This is a genomic window from Caulobacter sp. DWR1-3-2b1, assembly GCF_049895765.1.
Taxonomy (GTDB): domain Bacteria; phylum Pseudomonadota; class Alphaproteobacteria; order Caulobacterales; family Caulobacteraceae; genus Caulobacter.
Genome location: NZ_JAFCSZ010000010.1, coordinates 25,302 through 42,488 on the forward strand (window position 1 = coordinate 25,302; position 17,187 = coordinate 42,488).

The 17,187-nt window shown below is 64.4% G+C and carries 19 protein-coding genes, 1 tRNA gene and 2 pseudogenes; 13 read left to right on the top strand and 9 right to left on the bottom strand.

Annotated features, from left to right (window positions below):
* Nucleotides 1-6 precede the first annotated feature (6 nt).
* The 5 genes from eno to secG form a co-directional block, all read right to left on the bottom strand.
* Nucleotides 7-1,287 (bottom strand): phosphopyruvate hydratase, encoded by a 1,281-nt coding sequence (gene eno / locus ACP69S_RS11170; protein ID WP_425997181.1) that lies wholly within the window; start codon nt 1,285-1,287, stop codon nt 7-9.
* A 122-nt stretch (nt 1,288-1,409) separates the two neighbouring features.
* Nucleotides 1,410-2,369: an aspartyl protease family protein gene (locus ACP69S_RS11175; protein WP_425997183.1), complete on the bottom strand. Its 960-nt coding sequence runs from the start codon at nt 2,367-2,369 to the stop codon at nt 1,410-1,412.
* Nucleotides 2,370-2,484: 115 nt separating this feature from the next.
* Entirely contained in the window at nt 2,485-2,667 is a 183-nt protein-coding gene (gene rpmF / locus ACP69S_RS11180; RefSeq protein WP_007671126.1) for a 50S ribosomal protein L32, read from the bottom strand.
* Nucleotides 2,668-2,783: 116 nt separating this feature from the next.
* Nucleotides 2,784-4,436: a CTP synthase gene (locus ACP69S_RS11185; protein ID WP_425997185.1), complete on the bottom strand. Its 1,653-nt coding sequence runs from the start codon at nt 4,434-4,436 to the stop codon at nt 2,784-2,786.
* Between the two features lie 76 nt (nt 4,437-4,512).
* Entirely contained in the window at nt 4,513-5,022 is a 510-nt protein-coding gene (gene secG / locus ACP69S_RS11190) for a preprotein translocase subunit SecG (protein ID WP_425997187.1), read from the bottom strand.
* Between the two features lie 142 nt (nt 5,023-5,164).
* On the opposite strand from secG, the gene ACP69S_RS11195 reads away from it, so the two are divergent.
* The 3 genes from ACP69S_RS11195 to ACP69S_RS11205 all read left to right on the top strand — a co-directional run bounded on the left by ACP69S_RS11195 (nt 5,165) and on the right by ACP69S_RS11205 (nt 7,257).
* Nucleotides 5,165-5,680 carry a GNAT family N-acetyltransferase gene (locus tag ACP69S_RS11195; protein ID WP_425997189.1) on the top strand — a complete coding sequence of 172 codons (516 nt, stop codon included), beginning with the start codon at nt 5,165-5,167 and terminating at the stop codon, nt 5,678-5,680.
* A gap of 756 nt (nt 5,681-6,436) precedes the next feature.
* Nucleotides 6,437-7,036 carry a beta/gamma crystallin-related protein gene (locus ACP69S_RS11200; protein ID WP_425997190.1) on the top strand — a complete coding sequence of 200 codons (600 nt, stop codon included), beginning with the start codon at nt 6,437-6,439 and terminating at the stop codon, nt 7,034-7,036.
* A gap of 83 nt (nt 7,037-7,119) precedes the next feature.
* Nucleotides 7,120-7,257 (top strand): entericidin A/B family lipoprotein, encoded by a 138-nt coding sequence (locus ACP69S_RS11205; RefSeq protein WP_425997191.1) that lies wholly within the window; start codon nt 7,120-7,122, stop codon nt 7,255-7,257.
* 5 nt (nt 7,258-7,262) lie between these two features.
* Here the strand turns inward: ACP69S_RS11205 and ACP69S_RS11210 are convergent, their stop codons facing one another.
* Entirely contained in the window at nt 7,263-7,415 is a 153-nt protein-coding gene (locus tag ACP69S_RS11210; protein ID WP_425997193.1) for a hypothetical protein, read from the bottom strand.
* A gap of 256 nt (nt 7,416-7,671) precedes the next feature.
* Between ACP69S_RS11210 and ACP69S_RS11215 the strand changes: the two genes are divergently transcribed.
* From ACP69S_RS11215 to ACP69S_RS11230, 4 genes are all read left to right on the top strand, one after another.
* Nucleotides 7,672-8,055 (top strand): DUF983 domain-containing protein, encoded by a 384-nt coding sequence (locus ACP69S_RS11215; protein WP_425997195.1) that lies wholly within the window; start codon nt 7,672-7,674, stop codon nt 8,053-8,055.
* Nucleotides 8,056-8,156: 101 nt separating this feature from the next.
* Nucleotides 8,157-8,312: a DUF3309 family protein gene (locus ACP69S_RS11220; protein WP_425997197.1), complete on the top strand. Its 156-nt coding sequence runs from the start codon at nt 8,157-8,159 to the stop codon at nt 8,310-8,312.
* A gap of 202 nt (nt 8,313-8,514) precedes the next feature.
* A complete protein-coding gene (locus ACP69S_RS11225; RefSeq protein ID WP_425997199.1) occupies nt 8,515-9,822 on the top strand; it encodes an MFS transporter in 1,308 nt (435 codons plus the stop codon).
* Between the two features lie 45 nt (nt 9,823-9,867).
* A complete protein-coding gene (locus ACP69S_RS11230) occupies nt 9,868-10,617 on the top strand; it encodes a DUF599 domain-containing protein (protein WP_425997201.1) in 750 nt (249 codons plus the stop codon).
* A gap of 67 nt (nt 10,618-10,684) precedes the next feature.
* On the opposite strand, the gene msrA is transcribed toward ACP69S_RS11230, so the two are convergent.
* Nucleotides 10,685-11,338, bottom strand: a complete 654-nt coding sequence (gene msrA, locus ACP69S_RS11235) for a peptide-methionine (S)-S-oxide reductase MsrA (RefSeq protein ID WP_425997203.1) — start codon at nt 11,336-11,338, stop codon at nt 10,685-10,687.
* A gap of 152 nt (nt 11,339-11,490) precedes the next feature.
* Between msrA and ACP69S_RS11240 the strand changes: the two genes are divergently transcribed.
* A tRNA-Ser gene (locus tag ACP69S_RS11240) sits at nt 11,491-11,580 on the top strand.
* A gap of 189 nt (nt 11,581-11,769) precedes the next feature.
* A complete protein-coding gene (locus tag ACP69S_RS11245; RefSeq protein WP_425997205.1) occupies nt 11,770-12,072 on the top strand; it encodes a TonB-dependent receptor domain-containing protein in 303 nt (100 codons plus the stop codon).
* 18 nt (nt 12,073-12,090) lie between these two features.
* Here the strand turns inward: ACP69S_RS11245 and ACP69S_RS11250 are convergent.
* A pseudogene (locus ACP69S_RS11250) lies at nt 12,091-13,267 on the bottom strand (IS3 family transposase).
* Here ACP69S_RS11250 and ACP69S_RS11255 point away from each other — a divergent pair.
* The 4 genes and pseudogenes from ACP69S_RS11255 to ACP69S_RS11270 all read left to right on the top strand — a co-directional run.
* Nucleotides 13,166-13,777: pseudogene (locus ACP69S_RS11255) on the top strand (alkaline phosphatase D family protein); the annotation flags it as partial. The pseudogenes ACP69S_RS11250 and ACP69S_RS11255 overlap by 102 nt on opposite strands.
* 76 nt (nt 13,778-13,853) lie before the next feature.
* Nucleotides 13,854-14,108 carry a hypothetical protein gene (locus tag ACP69S_RS11260; protein WP_425997400.1) on the top strand — a complete coding sequence of 85 codons (255 nt, stop codon included), beginning with the start codon at nt 13,854-13,856 and terminating at the stop codon, nt 14,106-14,108.
* A gap of 169 nt (nt 14,109-14,277) precedes the next feature.
* On the top strand, nt 14,278-15,015 hold the full coding sequence (locus tag ACP69S_RS11265; protein ID WP_425997207.1) for a FadR/GntR family transcriptional regulator: 738 nt from the start codon (nt 14,278-14,280) through the stop codon (nt 15,013-15,015).
* Between the two features lie 182 nt (nt 15,016-15,197).
* Nucleotides 15,198-16,352 (top strand): aldose epimerase family protein, encoded by a 1,155-nt coding sequence (locus ACP69S_RS11270; protein WP_425997209.1) that lies wholly within the window; start codon nt 15,198-15,200, stop codon nt 16,350-16,352.
* A gap of 69 nt (nt 16,353-16,421) precedes the next feature.
* Here ACP69S_RS11270 and tpiA read toward each other — a convergent pair whose 3' ends face one another.
* Complete coding sequence (gene tpiA, locus ACP69S_RS11275; protein WP_425997211.1) at nt 16,422-17,183, bottom strand: triose-phosphate isomerase; 762 nt, start codon at nt 17,181-17,183, stop codon at nt 16,422-16,424.
* Nucleotides 17,184-17,187 lie beyond the last annotated feature (4 nt).

Sequence of the window (17,187 nt, forward strand, 5' to 3'; positions counted from 1 at the left end):
AAGCGACTAGCGACCCTTGAGCGCTGAGCGACCGGCATAGATGCCTTGATCGTCGAGCATCTGCTCGATGCGCAGCAGCTGGTTGTACTTGGCCAACCGGTCCGAGCGGGCCAGTGAACCGGTCTTGATCTGACCGCAGTTCAGCGCGACCGCGAGATCGGCGATGGTCGAGTCCTCGGTCTCGCCCGAGCGGTGGCTCATCACGCTGGTGTAGCCGGCGCGGTGGGCCAGATCGACGGCGTCGATGGTTTCCGACAGCGTGCCGATCTGGTTGACCTTGACCAGGATCGAGTTGGCCAAGCCTTGGTCCAGGCCCATCTGCAGGCGCGAGGAATTGGTGACAAACAAGTCATCGCCAACCAGCTGGACCTTCTTGCCCAGGCGATCGGTCAACAGCTTCCAGCCTTCGAAATCATCTTCCGACATGCCATCCTCGATCGAGAGGATCGGGAATTTGTCGGCCAGGCCAGCCAGGTAGTCGACCATGCCGGCGGGATCCAGGCTCTTGCCCTCGCCTTCCAGCTCGTACTTGCCGTTCTTGAAGAACTCGGTGGCGGCGACATCCAGGCCGAGGACGAAATCGTCGCCAGCCTTGTAGCCCGCGGCCTCGCCGGCCTTGACGATGAAGGCCAGGGCGTCTTCGGCCGAGCCCAGGTTGGGGGCAAAGCCGCCTTCATCGCCGACATTGGTGTTGTGGCCAGCGTCCTTCAGAGCCTTCTTCAGGCCGTGAAAAATCTCCGCGCCCATGCGCAGAGCTTCGGAGAAGCTCGCCGCGCCGGTCGGCAGAATCATGAATTCCTGGATGTCGATCGGGTTGTCGGCGTGGGCGCCGCCGTTGATGATGTTCATCATCGGCAGCGGCAGGACGCGTGAATTGACCCCGCCGACGTACTTGTAGAGAGGCAGGCCGGCCGACTCGGCGGCGGCCTTGGCGGTGGCCAGCGAGACGCCGAGAATGGCGTTGGCGCCCAGGCGAGCCTTGTTGGGCGTGCCGTCCAGATCGATCAGCAGGGTGTCGACCCGGCGCTGGTCTTCGGCGTCGACGCCCGACAGCGCGTCGAAGATCTCGCCATTGACGGCGTCGACGGCCTGAAGGACGCCTTTGCCGAGGTAGCGGCTCTTGTCGCCATCGCGCTTTTCGACAGCTTCGTGAGCGCCGGTCGAGGCGCCTGAGGGCACGGCGGCGCGGCCAAACGCGCCGTCTTCCAGGATCACGTCGACCTCGACCGTCGGGTTGCCCCGGCTATCGAGAATTTCGCGGGCGATGATATCGACGATCTCGGTCATGGAAGTTCCTCAAGGCGAAAGGCGCGGGAGCCTTAGCCGTCAAGGCCGTTCGGCGCAACTTGACTTCCCCTCGGAAGGGCCGGTGATCGTTGGTCACAAAATGAAAACGGGCGCGCTGTCGATCAGGCGTTCATGATCCGGGGCTGCTGGACACCGCCGATCCGGAACAGCACTCGACCCGCGCCAAAATCCAGCTCGACGCGGGAAAACATCTTCAGGATATCGACGCCTAGCAGCAGCGCCGGCCTGTCGTTTAGTCCCCAGATGTCGAAGATATGCAGATCGGCGAAGGCCATCGGCAGATTGGTCATGCGCAGATCGCCCAGGGTCAGGGACGGCGCGATGCGGAACTGACCGACGGTGATCTCGCCCGACGCCGTCAGGAGCTTGGCGGACCTGACATCGTCATAACGCCGCCGCCGGGTCGCGATGGCCCGCGACAGCGCCATATTGCCGATGCTGACGCCGCCGCCGGAATCGATAAAGGCCAGCGCGCGAGCGCCGGCGACCCGGCAGTCGGCGACCGTGAGGCGGCCAAACCGATCATCCGCGATCACCGAGACCTCGCGCGGCATCCGGACGAGATCGAAGGGAGACCGGCTGCGACGCACCTCTAGCCGCCGCTTGCGAAAGTCCATGATCACATTGCGGCCTTCGAGAATGTCGACGCCCAGCAAGCCGTCGGCGCCGACCCGTTCTGGCGGCAGCACCGGAAGGTTGACGTTCGACAGCTGCGCGTCGCCGACCTGAAGTTGGGCGACCTTTGCGGTTCGGGCGATTATGGACCCGCCGATGCCGTGAACGAGGATGTTGGGTCCCTGCGCCAAGGCAAGTCGGTTGGCGAGCGTCTCCGACAGCACGCTGCGATCCGCGCCGCTGTCGACGATGAACTGGAACGGTCCGAGGCCATTGAGCATGACCTCGACGGTCAGCCGATCATTGATATCCAGCGAGGCGTCGAGCATCAGGACGGTTTCGAGCGGATCGACAGCAGCGGGCGCTGGCGCTGGCTGTTGAGCCGACGCGCCCTGGGTCATGAATGACAGACCCAGTCCCGCCGTCAGAATGCGGCGTGTGAGCATGGGCGGACCTTCCTAGATCCGCTTAGATAACACCGTTTTTTACACAAGTATGACGAAAAACGCCGCCCGGCGAACCGGGCGGCGTCTTCGAACTCACAGCCTTGAAGGAGAGACCTTAGTCTTCCTTGGGGGTGAGGATTTGCTTGCCGTTGTACAGGCCCGTCTTCAGGTCGACATGGTGCGGGCGGCGCAGTTCGCCCGAATCCTTGTCTTCCACGAAGGAATTGGCGCCCAGGGCGTGGTGCGACCGGCGCATGTTCCGGCGAGAAGGCGAAGTTTTTCTTTTGGGAACGGCCATCGAAGTAACTCTGCGCGCTGAGCGTGAAAATTAGAGACGGCGACTCGGGATGACCCAGGCCGCCGTGTGAGGGCGCGCTTATGCCTGAATCTCTTCAGACATGCAACAGCGCCAATTCAGACCAGTCTGCCCTGCTCTTTCGCCGCCGCGATGAAGCTCGCAAATAGCGGGTGCGGGGCGAACGGACGGCTCTTCAGCTCCGGGTGGAACTGTACGCCGATGAACCACGGATGGTCCTCGCGCTCGACGATTTCAGGCAGCACGCCGTCGGGCGAACGACCGGTCAGCTTCAGGCCGGATTCCTCCATCCGGTGGCTGTAGCCGATATTGACCTCATAGCGGTGCCTGTGGCGCTCGCTGATGGACGTGTCGCCGTAGATCTGGGCAACCTTGCTTCCCGGCGTCAGGACGGCGTCGAAGGCCCCCAGGCGCATGGTGCCGCCCAAGTCGTCGCCGGAGCGCCGCTGGACGGTCTCGTTACCCTTGATCCACTCGGTCATGATCCCGACGACAGGACGGTCGGTGGGGCCAAATTCGCTGGATGAGGCGTCGGTGATCCCGGCTACGTTCCGCAAGGTCTCGATGACCGCCATCTGCATGCCAAAACAGATGCCGAAATACGGCACCTTGCGTTCGCGAGCGAACTGGGCGGCCCGAATTTTCCCTTCGGCGCCTCGCTCGCCAAAGCCGCCAGGCACCATGATGGCGTGGGCGTTTTCGAGGCGAGCCGCAGCCGCGCCAGGATCGCCCTCGAAGGTCTCGCTCTCGACCCAGTCGAGATTGACCTTCACCTTGTTGGCCAGGCCACCATGGTGAAGCGCTTCGATCAGCGACTTATAGGCGTCCTTGAGGACGGTATATTTGCCGACCACGGCGATGGTCACTTCGCCGTCCGGATGATTGACCGTCTGGTCGATCTCCTCCCAGCGGCTCAGGTCGGGCTTGGGCGCGTCGTGCAGGCCGAACACGTCCAGCACCTCGGCGTCGAGGCCTTCCTGGTGATAGTCGATGGGCACCGCATAGATCGAGGAGCTGTCCATCGCCTGGATGACGGCGCTGGGCCGCACATTGCAGAACTGCGCGATCTTGCGCTTTTCCTCGACCGGGATTTCCTGCTCGCAGCGGCACAGCAGGATGTCGGGCTGGATGCCGATCGAGCGCAGTTCCTTGACGGAGTGCTGGGTCGGCTTGGTCTTCATCTCGCCGGCTGTCTTGATGAACGGCAGAAGGGTCAGGTGGACATAGCAGCTCTGGCCGCGCGGCAGGTCCTGGCGCAGCTGGCGGATGGCCTCGAAGAACGGCAGGCCTTCGATATCGCCGACAGTGCCGCCGATCTCGACCAGCACGAAATCGACCGGCTTCTCGCCCGTCTCGTCCATGGCCGGCGACATGACGAACTGCTTGATCTCGTTGGTGACGTGCGGAATCACCTGGACGGTCGCGCCCAAATAGTCGCCGCGACGTTCCTTCTCGATGATCGTCTTGTAGATCTGGCCGGTGGTGATGTTGTCGGCCTTGGTGGCCGATACGCCGGTGAAGCGCTCGTAGTGGCCAAGGTCCAGGTCCGTCTCGGCGCCGTCGTCGGTCACGAAGACCTCGCCGTGCTGATATGGGCTCATCGTGCCGGGATCGACGTTGAGATAAGGATCGAGCTTACGAAGGCGAACCTTGTAGCCACGAGCCTGGAGGAGCGCTCCGAGCGCTGCGGAGGCGAGGCCTTTTCCAAGCGAGGAAACCACGCCGCCGGTGATGAAGATGTACCGGGTCATGGGCGCTCAGATTAGCCGCGATTCGGCCATCGCGGCGAAAAGACCGACGTTCATCAACAGCTTTCGCTGAGAACGCTTACTGGGGCGGGGTTTGCGCAGGCGCGGGGATCACGGGAACCGGCTCAGGAGCCGCCGAAACCGACGCGGCGGGCGCCGACGGGGTCGGCTTTGCGGCGGCCGGTCGGGCCGGCGCGGGCTGGCTGGGCGACGGCGCGTTGATGCTGGGGGTCGGAGCCTGGATCGCGGCCGGCTGGGAAGTCGAGGGTGCCTGGCCGACGGGAGCCGGCGGGGCTGCCGGGGCATTCAGGGTCTTGGTGTCGAGACCGTCGATGTTCAGGCGATCCACGGCGGATGCTCCGCCCATGCGGCCCGTCAGGATGGTCAGGACCAGGCTGATGACCAGGAAAATCGAGAACAGGATCCAGGTAATGCGGGTCAGCAGATCGCCGGCGCCCCGCGCCGTCATGAAGCCGGTATTGCCGCCGCCCATGCCCAGGGCTCCGCCTTCGGAGCGCTGGAGCAGGACCACGCCGATCAGGCCGAGGCAGACGACGATGTTGATGGCGAGCAGGATGCCGATGAGCATGAGTAAACTGATCTCGATCCGGGCGACGGGACGTTCCGTCGTGAAAAACGAAGCGGCCCCTCTACCACTAGCGGCGCGCGCGCGCCATAGCTGGGAAGGACGCCGGCCAACTCAAGACCTCAACGCGAAGCCAAAACCTTCAATGATCCTCGAAACCGAACGACTGACCCTGGCGCCGCTGACATCGCTCGATGCGCCGCACGTCTATCCGTTCCTCAGCGATCCCGAAGTGATGGCCCATTGGGACCAGGCGCCGATCGAGGATCCTGACGAGGTCGAGGCCTGCGTCGTCGCCCAGGTCGCCGAGATGGATGAGGGCAAGGCTCACTACTGGGCCGTTCGCCAGTCACAAACCGGCGACTTCCTGGGCTATTGCGAGCTTGTCGACATCGATAAGCGGCATCATCGGGCAGAGCTCCGATTCATTGTCGCCCGCGAGGGCTGGGGCCAGGGTTATGGCCTGGAGGCCGTCCGCGCCCTGCTGGCCCACGCCGCCTCCATTGGCCTGAAGCGCCTGATCGCCCGAACCCATGTCGGGGACACCCGCGCCGAGCGGCTGCTGGAACGGTTGGGTTTCGAGACCGAAGGCTATCTGAAGGGGCATATCCATCGCGATGGCGAGCGGCGGGACTGCCGATTGTTCGGGCTGTTACTTTAAGCGACGACGCCCTTCCCACGCAGACGGAGTCGCGGCCACTGCGGAGAAGTAAAGCGCGCTTCGTCCTTTCCGCCCGGCGCCGGGCGGAGACGTCCAATAGGGGAAATGACGGCAGGCATGGGGATCGGCCGCGCTCTGTCCCCGTTCTTTTCAAGACAAACCCCAGCCAGATCAGCGGCTTGCAAAATTCTTGATCGCCCCAATCCTCGGCGCTGAAACCGCCCGCATAATCGATCTCACCTGACAGCACGGGAAGGGCGTCCGGCCGGCGACCAGCGACGGCTGTCAGGGGTGATCGAGCGGGGTTTGCCAGAGTCGCGAGAGCGGGACCGGCGGACTTAATCAGAGGACAGGGGACGTAAACCTGTCCATCGGGGATCTGCCAGGGTGCCCGCCCGTCCGAAGGTTCGTTCCGGGTCCCCGGGAAGACCGTGGCTGCAGCTCAAGGGCTGGGTCCGGTTTCGAAGGGGGCAAGCCCGGATGGGGGCAAAAGGTTGAACGAGACCTGCGCGCCCCGGCCTGAGGGATAACGATCACGCGGAGCGTCTGACTTCGTCGAAACGGTACTTTGAAACACCCCTCATCCGGGCGAGGCCCGGGCGCTCCGCGACCCTTCCCACCAACTCGGCGGTTTCCCGCGTGAGGTCGCGAGGTCGTGTCTTCCGGCCGCAACTGGCGTCCCGCGAGCGTTCAGCTACGGTTCAGCCGCACGGCCTAGCTTGGCTCGATACAGTTCAAAGCGCGGGGAAAACCGCAATGCGCAAGACCATCAGCCTGATCGCCTTTGGCGTCGCTTCAACCCTGGGCGCGACCGCTCAGGCCCAGGCGCCCAGCTGGAACGGTCCGTACCAGGAACCGCCGCGCGGCTCCTACGTCGAGACGTGCCGCGAGATCACGACCTTTAGCGGCAACGTCTATGCGCGCTGCAAGACCAGCGAGGGTCGCTGGACCTGGACCGGCGCTCATCTGCGCGACTGCAACAACCAGGGCCTGGCCAACGCCGGCGATGGCCGGCTGATCTGCCAGAGCTTGGTCGGCGGGGGCGGCAGCGGGCCCGGCGGTGGTGGCGGTCGTCCCGGTGGTGGCGGTGGCGGCGGTAACGTATATCGCGCTGATGCGGTGCTGTTCGAACATGCCGGCTATGAGGGCCGCCCCTACCAGGTGCGCGGCGACATGCCAGACCTGACGGCCATCAAGTTCAACGACGTCGCCTCGTCCATAAAGATCATGCGCGGCGAATGGCAGGTCTGCGAGCACACCAACTACGACGGCCGCTGCTGGACGCTGTCGCGCGACGAGGGCCTGTTCAACAAGGACCTTAATGACCGCATCAGCTCGATCCGTCGCATCCGCTAAGGGGTTGGCCAAAACGCGTGGCGACCTCTTGAAGGTCGCCACGCGCCATGGCTAAGGTCCGAGTTTTCTGTTGGAGCTTGAATATGCGCAAGATCGTCGTCCTAGCCGCTGCGGCCGCCGCCCTGCTGGTCTCGGCCTGCAACACCATCGAAGGCGTTGGTCGTGACGTCACCGCCACCGGCCGCGCAGTTACCGACACCGCCCGCGACGTTAAGAACTAGCGGCTTTAGGCGTCCTCTTCGCGGGACGTCTCGGCTCCGATGGCCTGCTTTTCGTGCGGAGCGATCTCCTGATCGGACGCCTCGCGCGCCGCTTGCTCGGCGCGCGAGGCGGCCGGCGGACGATCATTTTCGCTTGGTTTGACGGGGACTTCCGGCATAGCGATCTGGCTCCACTTCACACATGACCTTAAACGGCGGGCCGGCTGGATGGTTTCAAGCTATGCATTCACAAAATCCTGACCAGAACGGCGATCCGACAGAGAATATTGCTTGACCTTGGTCAATCGTGTCGAGATTTTGTTCTAAATTAGACCGAAACGATACTTGATACGGGTGAGTTTTATCCCCGATTAACTAACAGATGCGTCGCTGGGTCGCCTTTTCATCGCCGTTCTGGAGCCCCATATAAACGCCATGTCGAGTTCTCCCTCTCCCAGCGTCATGACCGGCCTCAAGCGAGGCATCCTCCACCGCTGCCCTAACTGCGGCGACGGCCGGCTGTATGTGCGCTACCTGAAGGTGGACCCCGACTGCGAGGCCTGCGGCCATGACCTGGCCGCATATCCCGCGGACGACGGCCCCGCCTACTTCACCATCCTGATCATCGGCCATCTGTTCGTGGCGCCGCTGCTGCTGTTCCCGTTCATCTGGAAGGCGCCGGTGGGCCTGGTGTTGCCGCTGACCATCCTGCCCCTGGCGGCCCTGACCCTGCTTCTGCTGCCGCGCGTCAAAGGCGCGGTGATCGGCGCGTTGTGGGCGATCAAGCTGCGCAAGGCCCAGGACGCGCCGCTCGCCTAAACTGACTTCACCGGAACCGACAAGCGGCGCCGCACATTCCCCATCCCGACACCGCGACCCCGGCGCTGAAGCCGGTCGTCGAGGCCGAACGGGAGAACGACATGATCGGCACGATCCTCATTATCATTCTGATTTTGGCCCTGGTCGGCGCCCTGCCGACCTGGGGTCACAGCCGCTCGTGGGGCTATTTCCCCAGCGGTGGCCTTGGCCTGATCCTGGTCATCCTGATCGTCCTGGTTCTGATGGGACGCCTCTAGAGCCCTTTCCGACCTGATGGCTTCATCAGGGTCGGGCGAAAAAGGCTCTAAATCAAAAGTTTAGAGCATTTTTCGATCCGATAACCGTTTCACACTTATCGGAAAATGCTCTAGCGCTTCTGCCGGACGCCGCCGAACAGCGGTTGGCGTCCGGCTTTGCCTTCGCCTAAGCTCCCCGCCAACACTTCGGGGGAATCTGGGCATGACGACGCAAGCCGCCGAGGCGAAGACCGGCATGAGCCCCATGACCCGGGCCCGCGCTATCCTCGGTGGATCGGCCGGCAACCTTGTCGAGTGGTACGACTGGTTCGCCTACGCCGCCTTCTCAATCTATTTCGCCAAGGTCTTTTTCCCGGCCGGCGACCAGACCGCCCAGTTCATGAAGACTGCCGCCGTTTTCGCCGTGGGCTTCCTGGCCCGCCCGGTCGGGGCCTGGTTGATGGGCCTCTATGCCGATCGCGCCGGTCGCCGCGCCGCCCTGACCCTGGCGGTCGGCCTGATGAGCCTGGGCTCCCTGATCATCGCCCTGACGCCTGGCTTCGACCAGATCGGCGCCGCCGCTCCCGCCATCCTGCTGGCCGCCCGGGTGCTGCAGGGCCTGTCGGTCGGCGGCGAATACGGCGCCAGCGCCACCTATATGAGCGAGATGGCGGGCAAGAAGCGCCGCGGCTTCTGGTCCAGTTTCCAATACGTAACCCTGATTATGGGCCAGCTTGTCGCGGCTCTGGTGCTGGTGATCTTGCAACGAACTCTGGAGCCAGCCGAGCTTTCGGCCTGGGGTTGGCGCATCCCGTTCTTCATCGGCGCGGGCCTGGCGGTGATTGTCTTCTGGATCCGCAGCGGGCTGGAAGAGTCCCAGTCCTACACCAACGCCAAAGCCCAGGGCGCGCCGCGCGCCAACACCCTGGCGATGTTCACCCAGCACCCGCGCGAAGCCTTGGCCATCATCGGCCTGACCGCGGCCGGCTCCCTGGCCTTCTACGCCTACACTACTTACATGCTGAAGTTTCTGACCAACACCACTGGCTTCTCCAAGGAGGTTGCGGGCGCGGTCAACCTGGCCACCCTGGTCGGTTTCATGCTGGTCCAGCCGCTGTTTGGATGGATGTCCGACAAGTGGGGCCGGCGGCGAATGCTGGTTTTCGCGTTCGGCGGCGGCGCGATCCTGGCTTGGCCGATCTTCACCCTGGTAGCCGGGGCGACCGATCCGATCGTGGCCTTCCTGCTGGTCTTCGCCGCCCTGGTGGTTCAGTCGGCCTATACCTCGATCAGCGCTGTGGTGAAGGCCGAGCTCTTCCCCACTCATGTGCGGGCCCTAGGCGTCGCCCTGCCCTACGCGATCGGCAACGCCGTGTTCGGCGGCACCGCCGAGTTCGTCGCCCTTTGGTTCAAGAGCATCGGCATGGAGAGCGGCTTCTACATCTATCTGGCCGCCATGATGGCCATGGGGGCGATGATTGCCCTGGTCCTCCGCGACAGCGGCAAGCACAGCCTCATCCACGAGGACTAAACCGCGCTCTTCGCCGAATCTCCTTCCAGCCGTAAACTCAAAGCCATGCCGATCATCGACATCGCCGCTCTCGCCCTCTTTGTGTTCGCCTGGCTGTTCTATGAGCCCCTGCTCAAGCGGCTGGGCGAAGGCGGCAACCTGATCAACACCGACATGACGGTGATCCGGCGGCGCTGGATGCAGGAGATGGCGGTGCGCGAGATCGCCCTGCTGGACGGCCAGCTTCTGGGCCACGCGATCAACTCGGCCAGTTTCTTCGCCTCGTCCAACCTGATCCTGATCGCGGCGGCGGCTGGCGTGCTGTTCGGCGGCGACACGACGCTCAAGAGCATCGAAGGCCTGGCCGTCCTTGCCCCTGCCACCCAGACCCTTTTCGAGCTAAAGCTGGGCCTGGTGCTGTTCGCCATGGCGCGCGGCCTGCTCGACTTCATCTGGGCCATACGCCAGATGAACTATTGCCTGGCCGCAATCGGCGCCACGCCGATGTGGGCCTCGCCCGCTACGCTGGCGGAATATGCCGAGGCCACCGGCGGCATCCTCAACCCGGCCCTATCGGCCTTCAACGCCGGGGTGCGCGGGTACTATTTCGCCCTGGCCGGCGCCGCCTGGCTGCTGGGGCCCTATGCCTTCATCGCCGCGACTCTGGGCGCCCTGGCGCTGCTGCTCTGGCGTCAGCGCCGCAGCCGAGCATCATCGGCCGTTCGCAAGGTGCGCCAGATTTTGGAACGGCAGCCGGTCGTCCGTGGGCCGCATATGCGACACGCCGAGAAGGACCCGCCGGTCGATACGATCTAGATCAGACCCAGCTCAGCCCGCAGCTTCTTGGTCAGCTTGCTGGCGATTACGTCGAAGGATTCAGAACTCAACTGTCTACGCCCACACCAATCGGGCAGGTCACGCCCGTGCCGCCGATGCCGCAATAGCCGCCCGAGTTCTTGGCCAGGTACTGCTGGTGATAGTCCTCAGCGAAGTAGAACGGGCCGGCCGCGGCGATCTCGGTGGTGATCGAACCCAGTCCCTTGTCCGAGAGCGCCTGGTCATAGGCTTCCTTCGACGCTACCGCCGCCGCGGCCTGACCGTCGCTCGTCACATATATGCCCGAGCGATATTGGGTGCCGATGTCGTTGCCCTGGCGCATGCCCTGGGTCGGATCGTGGTTTTCCCAGAAGGTCTTCAGCAGGCTCTCGTAGCTGACGGCCCGGGGATCGAAGACCACGAGCACCACCTCGGTGTGGCCGGTGCCACCGCTGCAGACCTCCTGATAGGACGGATTGGGCGTGACGCCCGCCGCGTAGCCTGCGGCGGTCACATACACGCCCGGGACCTTCCAGAAGATCCGCTCCACGCCCCAGAAGCAGCCCATGGCGAACACCGCCGTCTCCATGCCGTCGGGATAGGGTCCCTTCAGCGGATGGTTGTTGACGAAGTGCGTTTGCGCGGTCGGGATCGCCGCCTCGCGGCCCGGCAGGGCGCTGTTGGCGGTGGGCAGATCCAGGGACTTCTTGGCGAACAGCATGGCGGGGCCTCGGTGGGAAAGCGTCCCCGCCGATATATGTGCTCGCGGGCTACATTTCATCCCTCATGAGCGCTTGCCCCCGAAAGCCCCATGAGTATATTGCGCGCCTTCCTGCGAAGGGGGGCCTCAACCGCCCCCGATTCCTTGCGCATGGTGAGGTGGCCGAGTGGTTGATGGCGCACGCTTGGAAAGCGTGTTTAGGTGAAAGCCTAACGAGGGTTCGAATCCCTCTCTCACCGCCACGCACCTTCCAACCCTCCCCCACAAGAGAAGCTTCGCACGCTCATTCTTTGACGAGGCGCGCGCTCGTGGAAGCTTCAGTCCAGACGCAAGCGGTCAGGACCAGAAGTGCTAGCAACGGCGCGGGCGGTGTCGAGCCAGAGGGGCCTCTTGGCTCGAAGAAACTGAGCGTCAAACGCCAGTGGGCGGGCTTGGCGCACCAGTTTCGCGTGGGTGGCGACGCCTGGACCCATGACCAGCGCAGGGTCTCCTTGCGCTACAATTCGACGGTCGCCACGCCCTACGCCATCGACATATTCAATCCGGTCTACGGGCAGCCCAAGCCCGTCGCCACGTTGAACCAGGACTTGCTGGAGGAACTGCGTGGCCAGTGTCTCTACGCTCAGGACCTGGTGACCTTGGGCCGCTTAACCGCCCTGCTTGGTCTGCGTCACGATTGGGTACAACAGACTGAGGTGGCGCCGGTTGTCCGTACAGTTTGGCGGCTTGGCTAAGGTTGGTTCAGGTTCAGATCACGCCGCCAGTTTGTGCTCGAGGTTGGCCCTATCCGGGGCGAGCCCCGGATAGGGCGGCGCCTGGATTTGCCCATAGGCCTCGTCGGGGGTGGCCTCCTCAAGGGCCCAGTGGGGCCGGTTGGTGTTGTAGTAGCCGATCCACTTGGTCAGGCCGGCCCGCATCTCCGATCCGGTCTCGAAGGCGTGGATGTAGACGCACTCGTATTTGAGGCTGCGCCAGAGCCGCTCGATGAAGACATTGTCCATCCAGCGGCCGCGGCCGTCCATGGAGACCCGCATGCCGGCGTCCTTCAGCACGTCGACGAAGCGGGGCGAGGTAAACTGGCTGCCCTGGTCGGTGTTGAAGATCTCTGGCGGCCCGTAACGGGCCAAGGCCTCCTCAAGGGCCTGGATGCAAAACTCGGCGTCCATGCTGTTGGAGAGCCGCCAGGACAGGACTTTCCTCCTCGCCCAGTCCATTACCGCCACCAGGTACAGGAAGCCCCGCCGCATCGGGATGTACGTGATGTCGGCGCACCAGACCTGATTGGGCTTGTCGATGGTCAGCCCGCGCAGCAGGTACTTGTAGGCCCGGTGTTCCGGGTGCGGGATCGTCGTGCGCGGCTTCTGATAGATCGGCGCCAGGCCCATCCTGGCCATCAGCCTGCGCACCCGCATCCGGCCGACCATGTAGCCTTGGCGGCGTAGATGCCGGGCCATCTGGCGCGAGCCGTACCAGGGTGTCTCCGGAACGCCTCGTCGATCAGCCGCATCAGCGCCAGGTTCAGCGGGGTCTCGCCCGCCGGCTGATAGTAGAAAGCCGAGCGGCTGATCGACACCAGGGCGCACTGGCGCTGGATCGATAGCCGGGGATGCTCGGGCTCGATCATCTGTCGCCTCCGGTCCAGGCTCAACGACCGAAGGCCTTGGCCAAAAAATCCCGCTCCACCACCAGCTGGCCGATCTTGGCGTGCAGCTTGTCGATCTCGCCCTCCCGGGCGCCCTCGGTCGCCTCGGCCTTGCCGGAGAACACCCCGGAAAACCCCTCGATGGCCTGCTTGCGCCACGCCGCAATCATCGTCTGATCGACGCCGTGTTTCGTCGCCAGCTGAGACAGGGTCAGCTCCCCCTTCAACGCCTCCAACGCGACCTTGGCCTTGAAATCAGCCCAGTACCGCTTCCGCTTCCCAGTCATAAAGCACGTCCTTCATCGAGGTCGAACCACCTTAGCCAACTGTCCGAATTTCCGGCGCCACCTCAGTGTCGGCATCCGGGCAAGACCGCGGCGCTGGAGACCTTCAAGCGCTATTGGCCCAACCCCGCGGCCGGCCTCCCGGCGACGCCCGGTGCCTTCTTCCAGTTGTCACAAGGCGGCGTGGACTTCTTCTTCCTGGACGTACGGTACTATCGCGACCCCAATGAGGACCCAAATATTGCGGGCAAGACCATGCTGGGCGCCGCCCAGCGCGACTGGCTGCTCTCTGGTCTCAAGACCAGCCGAGCACCATTCAAGGTGCTGATCTCCGGTTCGGGCTGGAACGACGGCAAGGTTGAGGGCGCGGATTCTTGGGCTTCCTTCACCCACGAGCGCGACGCCATTCTCGACGCCGTGATGGCGGCCGGCGTGACAGGGGTGATCCTGCTGTCTGGCGACACCCACTGTGGCGAACTGAACTGCCTCCCCTGGTCGCAGCGCGGCGGCTACGACCTCTATGAGTTCATCGGCTCGCCCCTTGCCCAGGACACCGTCGATCAATACCTGACCGGCCGGCCGGCCGGTCATGCGAGTGCGCCAAGCCTTCTCCACCGACGTGAACTTCGGCATTATCGACTTCGACCTCACCCAGCAGGACCCCACCGTCCGCTTCGAACTTCGCGACGAGGGCGGACAGGCCGCCTGGCCTGCCGCCGTCATCAGGGCGTCAGAACTGCGTCCGGGCATGAAATCCTGGCCGAACAAGCTGGATGCGGTCTCCGCACGTCGCTGGACTGCGGCCTTGGCCGGTTCGGGCTACTATGGGACACCTCCCCCCTAAATGCTCTTGCGTCCCCACGCGCCGCGCTCACGGTCGGGATTACGTCTGGCGGAAGCCGATGGCGCGGAGGCGATAGAGGCGCGCGGATCGGGCAAACCCCGACAAGCTTGCCAAGGTTCACGCGCTTGCGCTTATAGGGACGCGCACGCAGCCCAGGAACCATACACTCATGCCGTTGGACGAGCCGAACGACAAGCCGATCCCGCGATCGGCGAGAGGCTCGGGGCGGCGTCTTCGCGGTGCGGTCGCGCATTATCTGGGCACGGCGATCGTCTCTGGCCAGATTGCCCCCGGCGAGAAGCTGACCGGCGAAATCGCCAACGCCGAGGCGCTCGACGTCTCGCGTAGCGCCTATCGTGAAGCGGTTCAGGTGCTGACCGCCAAAGGCTTGGTCGAAAGCCGTCCCAAGGTTGGCACGCGCGTCCTGCCGCGCAGCCGCTGGAACATTCTGGACCCGGCGGTTTTGGCCTGGGCGTTCTCGGCCGAACCCGACCTGGCCTTCGTGCGCGATCTCTTCGAGCTTCGAGCAGTGGTCGAGCCTGCCGCCGCCCGCTTCGCCGCCGAGCGCCGCGACAAGGACGATATCAAGGCGATGAAGGACGCCCTAGTGGGGATGCGCCGCCACACCTTGGCGACCGAAGCTGGCCGAGCGGCTGACCGGGCTTTTCATAGCGCCTTGCTGCACGCCACCCACAACAACGCTATGATCGCGCTCAGCGCCAGCATCAGCGCTGCGGTCAGCTGGACGACCGAGTTCAAGCAGCGCTCGCGCGCTCTCCCCCGCGATCCGGTGCCCGACCATGCCAGGGTCTGTGACGCGATCGTCGCCGGCGACCCGGAAGCCGCTAGCGCGGCCATGCGTACGCTTGTTGACCTTGCGCTGGAAGACACCCGCTCGGCCATGTGACGACGCCGCTGGCATCTGGCGGGGCGCCTGCCCAACGCCCGAAAGCCACCGTATACCGGCCGGAATGAGACCGGTATCATTTCTCAGCCTTGGGTGATTGCGCCGGAATTTATTGTCTGAGTATAAAAGCGCACGCAGGGTCGCCAATGAAGCGGCCGCTCATCTGGTGAGGAAACCCGAACATGCGCGCTTCCACGCTATTATTCGCGTGTGCCCTGGCTTGGTCGTCTTCCGCGCCCCTCGGCGCCCAAGCGGCTGACCTGACGCGCAAGTCTTTTGGCCAGACCCCGTCAGGCGAGGCCGTCGAGGCCATCACCCTGACCAACAGCCATGGCGTCAGCGCCACGATCATCACCTATGGCGCGACGCTGCAGTCCCTCGTCGCGCCGGATCGCTCGAGCAAGACGGCCGACATCGCGCTGGGCTTTGCCAACGCCGCCGCCTACGCCACGAACGCCAGCTATTTCGGCGCCTCGGTCGGCCGCTTCGCCAACCGGATTGGCAAGGGGCGCTTCACGCTCGATGGCAAGACTTACCAGTTGGCGCTGAACAACAACGGCGTTGCGGCCCTCCATGGCGGCGTGAAGGGCTTCGACAAGGTCGTTTGGAAAGTGCTGGACGCCAAGTCTGGTCCGACGGCTTCCGTGACCTTCGGCTATCTCAGCCCTGACGGCGAGGAAGGCTATCCCGGCGCCCTGAGCGCCACCGCGACCTACGCCCTGGACGAGCAGAACAATCTGACCGTCACCTACGGCGCCACGACCGACAAGCCGACGATCGTCAACCTGACCAATCACGCCCTGTTCAACCTCGCCGGCGAAGGCTCGGCCGATGGGGCGATGGGCAATGTCCTGACCATTCCCGCCGACGGCTACACGCCCGTGGACGGCGAACTGATCCCGACAGGCGCGACCACCTCCGTGGCCGGTACGGCCTTCGATTTCCGCAAGCCCACGGCTGTCGGGGCGCGGATCCGTGACGCCAGCGATCCACAACTGGTTATCGGCCGGGGCTACGACCACAATTACGTGTTGGACGGCAAGTCCGGCGGCGCCCTGCGGCTGGCCGCGCGTCTGGCCGATCCCAAGAGCGGCCGCGTGCTGGAGATCCTCAGCGACCAGCCGGGCATCCAGTTCTATGCCGGCAATTTCATCGACGGGACCACGGTCGGCAAGAGCGGCAAGATCTATCGCCAAGGTGACGGCATCGCCTTGGAACCGCAGCATTTCCCGGACGCGCCGAACAATCCTCAATTCGCCTCGACCCGTCTGAACCCCGGCCAGAGGTACAGCAACACCATGGTCTTTCGGCTGAGAACGGCGAAGCAGGGCCAGTGAGACACGTCTGCTTGAGACGCGATCATCAGACCGGCTCATCGGCGCGCTTGGGGGGGGTAAATTTCGGCCCTAGGCTGCCGCGATGATTGCCAGGAAGTCGGCCGCCTTCAGCGAGGCTCCGCCCACCAGTGCGCCGCCGACCTCAGCCGCGCGCAGGATTTCTACGGCGTTGTCGGGCTTTACCGAGCCGCCATAGAGGATAGGCGGCGCTTTTCCGGCCTCTCCGAAGATCAACACCAGTTGGGCGCGGATCGCTGCGTGCATCTCTTCGATATCAGCGACTGTCGCCGTGCGGCCCGTGCCGATGGCCCAGATCGGCTCATAAGCCACCGAGAAGGCCTGCCCCGCCAGACTGGCCGGCAACGATTCACGCACCTGGGCGGTCACCACCTCCAGCGCCGCGCCCGCCTCGCGCTGCGCCAAGCTCTCGCCCACACAGATGATGGGCTCCAGCCCCGCCGCCAGAGCGGTCTCGACCTTGGCCGCCACCAGGGCGCTCGTTTCGCCATGATCCTCGCGGCGTTCGGAATGGCCAAGGATCACAAGCCTGGCGCCCGCGTCGATCAGCATGGATGCAGCAATGTCGCCGGTGTGAGCGCCGCTGGCCTTCGCATGGCAATCCTGCCCGCCTGTCAGCACGCTAGAGCCTTCCAGCGTCTCGCTCAACCGATGTAGCAAGGTGGCCGGCGGGCAGATCGCCACGCGGGCGGCGGCGGGCCTGGCGTCCAGGGCGGCAGCCACAGCGCGGGCTTGATCCAGCGCCTCGGCAAGGCCGTTCATCTTCCAGTTTCCGGCGATTAGCGGCCGGGGCGTAAGGCTCGAAAGGGTCATGGAT

Bases quoted from the DNA above. Each gene is read 5' to 3' on its own strand.
- eno (WP_425997181.1), bottom strand. From the start codon at position 1,287: ATGACCGAGATCGTCGATATCATCGCCCGCGAAATTCTCGATAGCCGG.
- ACP69S_RS11175 (WP_425997183.1), bottom strand. From the start codon at position 2,369: ATGCTCACACGCCGCATTCTGACGGCGGGACTGGGTCTGTCATTCATG.
- rpmF (WP_007671126.1), bottom strand. From the start codon at position 2,667: ATGGCCGTTCCCAAAAGAAAAACTTCGCCTTCTCGCCGGAACATGCGC.
- ACP69S_RS11185 (WP_425997185.1), bottom strand. From the start codon at position 4,436: ATGACCCGGTACATCTTCATCACCGGCGGCGTGGTTTCCTCGCTTGGA.
- secG (WP_425997187.1), bottom strand. From the start codon at position 5,022: ATGCTCATCGGCATCCTGCTCGCCATCAACATCGTCGTCTGCCTCGGC.
- ACP69S_RS11195 (WP_425997189.1), top strand. From the start codon at position 5,165: ATGATCCTCGAAACCGAACGACTGACCCTGGCGCCGCTGACATCGCTC.
- ACP69S_RS11200 (WP_425997190.1), top strand. From the start codon at position 6,437: ATGCGCAAGACCATCAGCCTGATCGCCTTTGGCGTCGCTTCAACCCTG.
- ACP69S_RS11205 (WP_425997191.1), top strand. From the start codon at position 7,120: ATGCGCAAGATCGTCGTCCTAGCCGCTGCGGCCGCCGCCCTGCTGGTC.
- ACP69S_RS11210 (WP_425997193.1), bottom strand. From the start codon at position 7,415: ATGCCGGAAGTCCCCGTCAAACCAAGCGAAAATGATCGTCCGCCGGCC.
- ACP69S_RS11215 (WP_425997195.1), top strand. From the start codon at position 7,672: ATGTCGAGTTCTCCCTCTCCCAGCGTCATGACCGGCCTCAAGCGAGGC.
- ACP69S_RS11220 (WP_425997197.1), top strand. From the start codon at position 8,157: ATGATCGGCACGATCCTCATTATCATTCTGATTTTGGCCCTGGTCGGC.
- ACP69S_RS11225 (WP_425997199.1), top strand. From the start codon at position 8,515: ATGACGACGCAAGCCGCCGAGGCGAAGACCGGCATGAGCCCCATGACC.
- ACP69S_RS11230 (WP_425997201.1), top strand. From the start codon at position 9,868: ATGCCGATCATCGACATCGCCGCTCTCGCCCTCTTTGTGTTCGCCTGG.
- msrA (WP_425997203.1), bottom strand. From the start codon at position 11,338: ATGCTGTTCGCCAAGAAGTCCCTGGATCTGCCCACCGCCAACAGCGCC.
- ACP69S_RS11260 (WP_425997400.1), top strand. From the start codon at position 13,854: ATGCGAGTGCGCCAAGCCTTCTCCACCGACGTGAACTTCGGCATTATC.
- ACP69S_RS11265 (WP_425997207.1), top strand. From the start codon at position 14,278: ATGCCGTTGGACGAGCCGAACGACAAGCCGATCCCGCGATCGGCGAGA.
- ACP69S_RS11270 (WP_425997209.1), top strand. From the start codon at position 15,198: ATGCGCGCTTCCACGCTATTATTCGCGTGTGCCCTGGCTTGGTCGTCT.
- tpiA (WP_425997211.1), bottom strand. From the start codon at position 17,183: ATGACCCTTTCGAGCCTTACGCCCCGGCCGCTAATCGCCGGAAACTGG.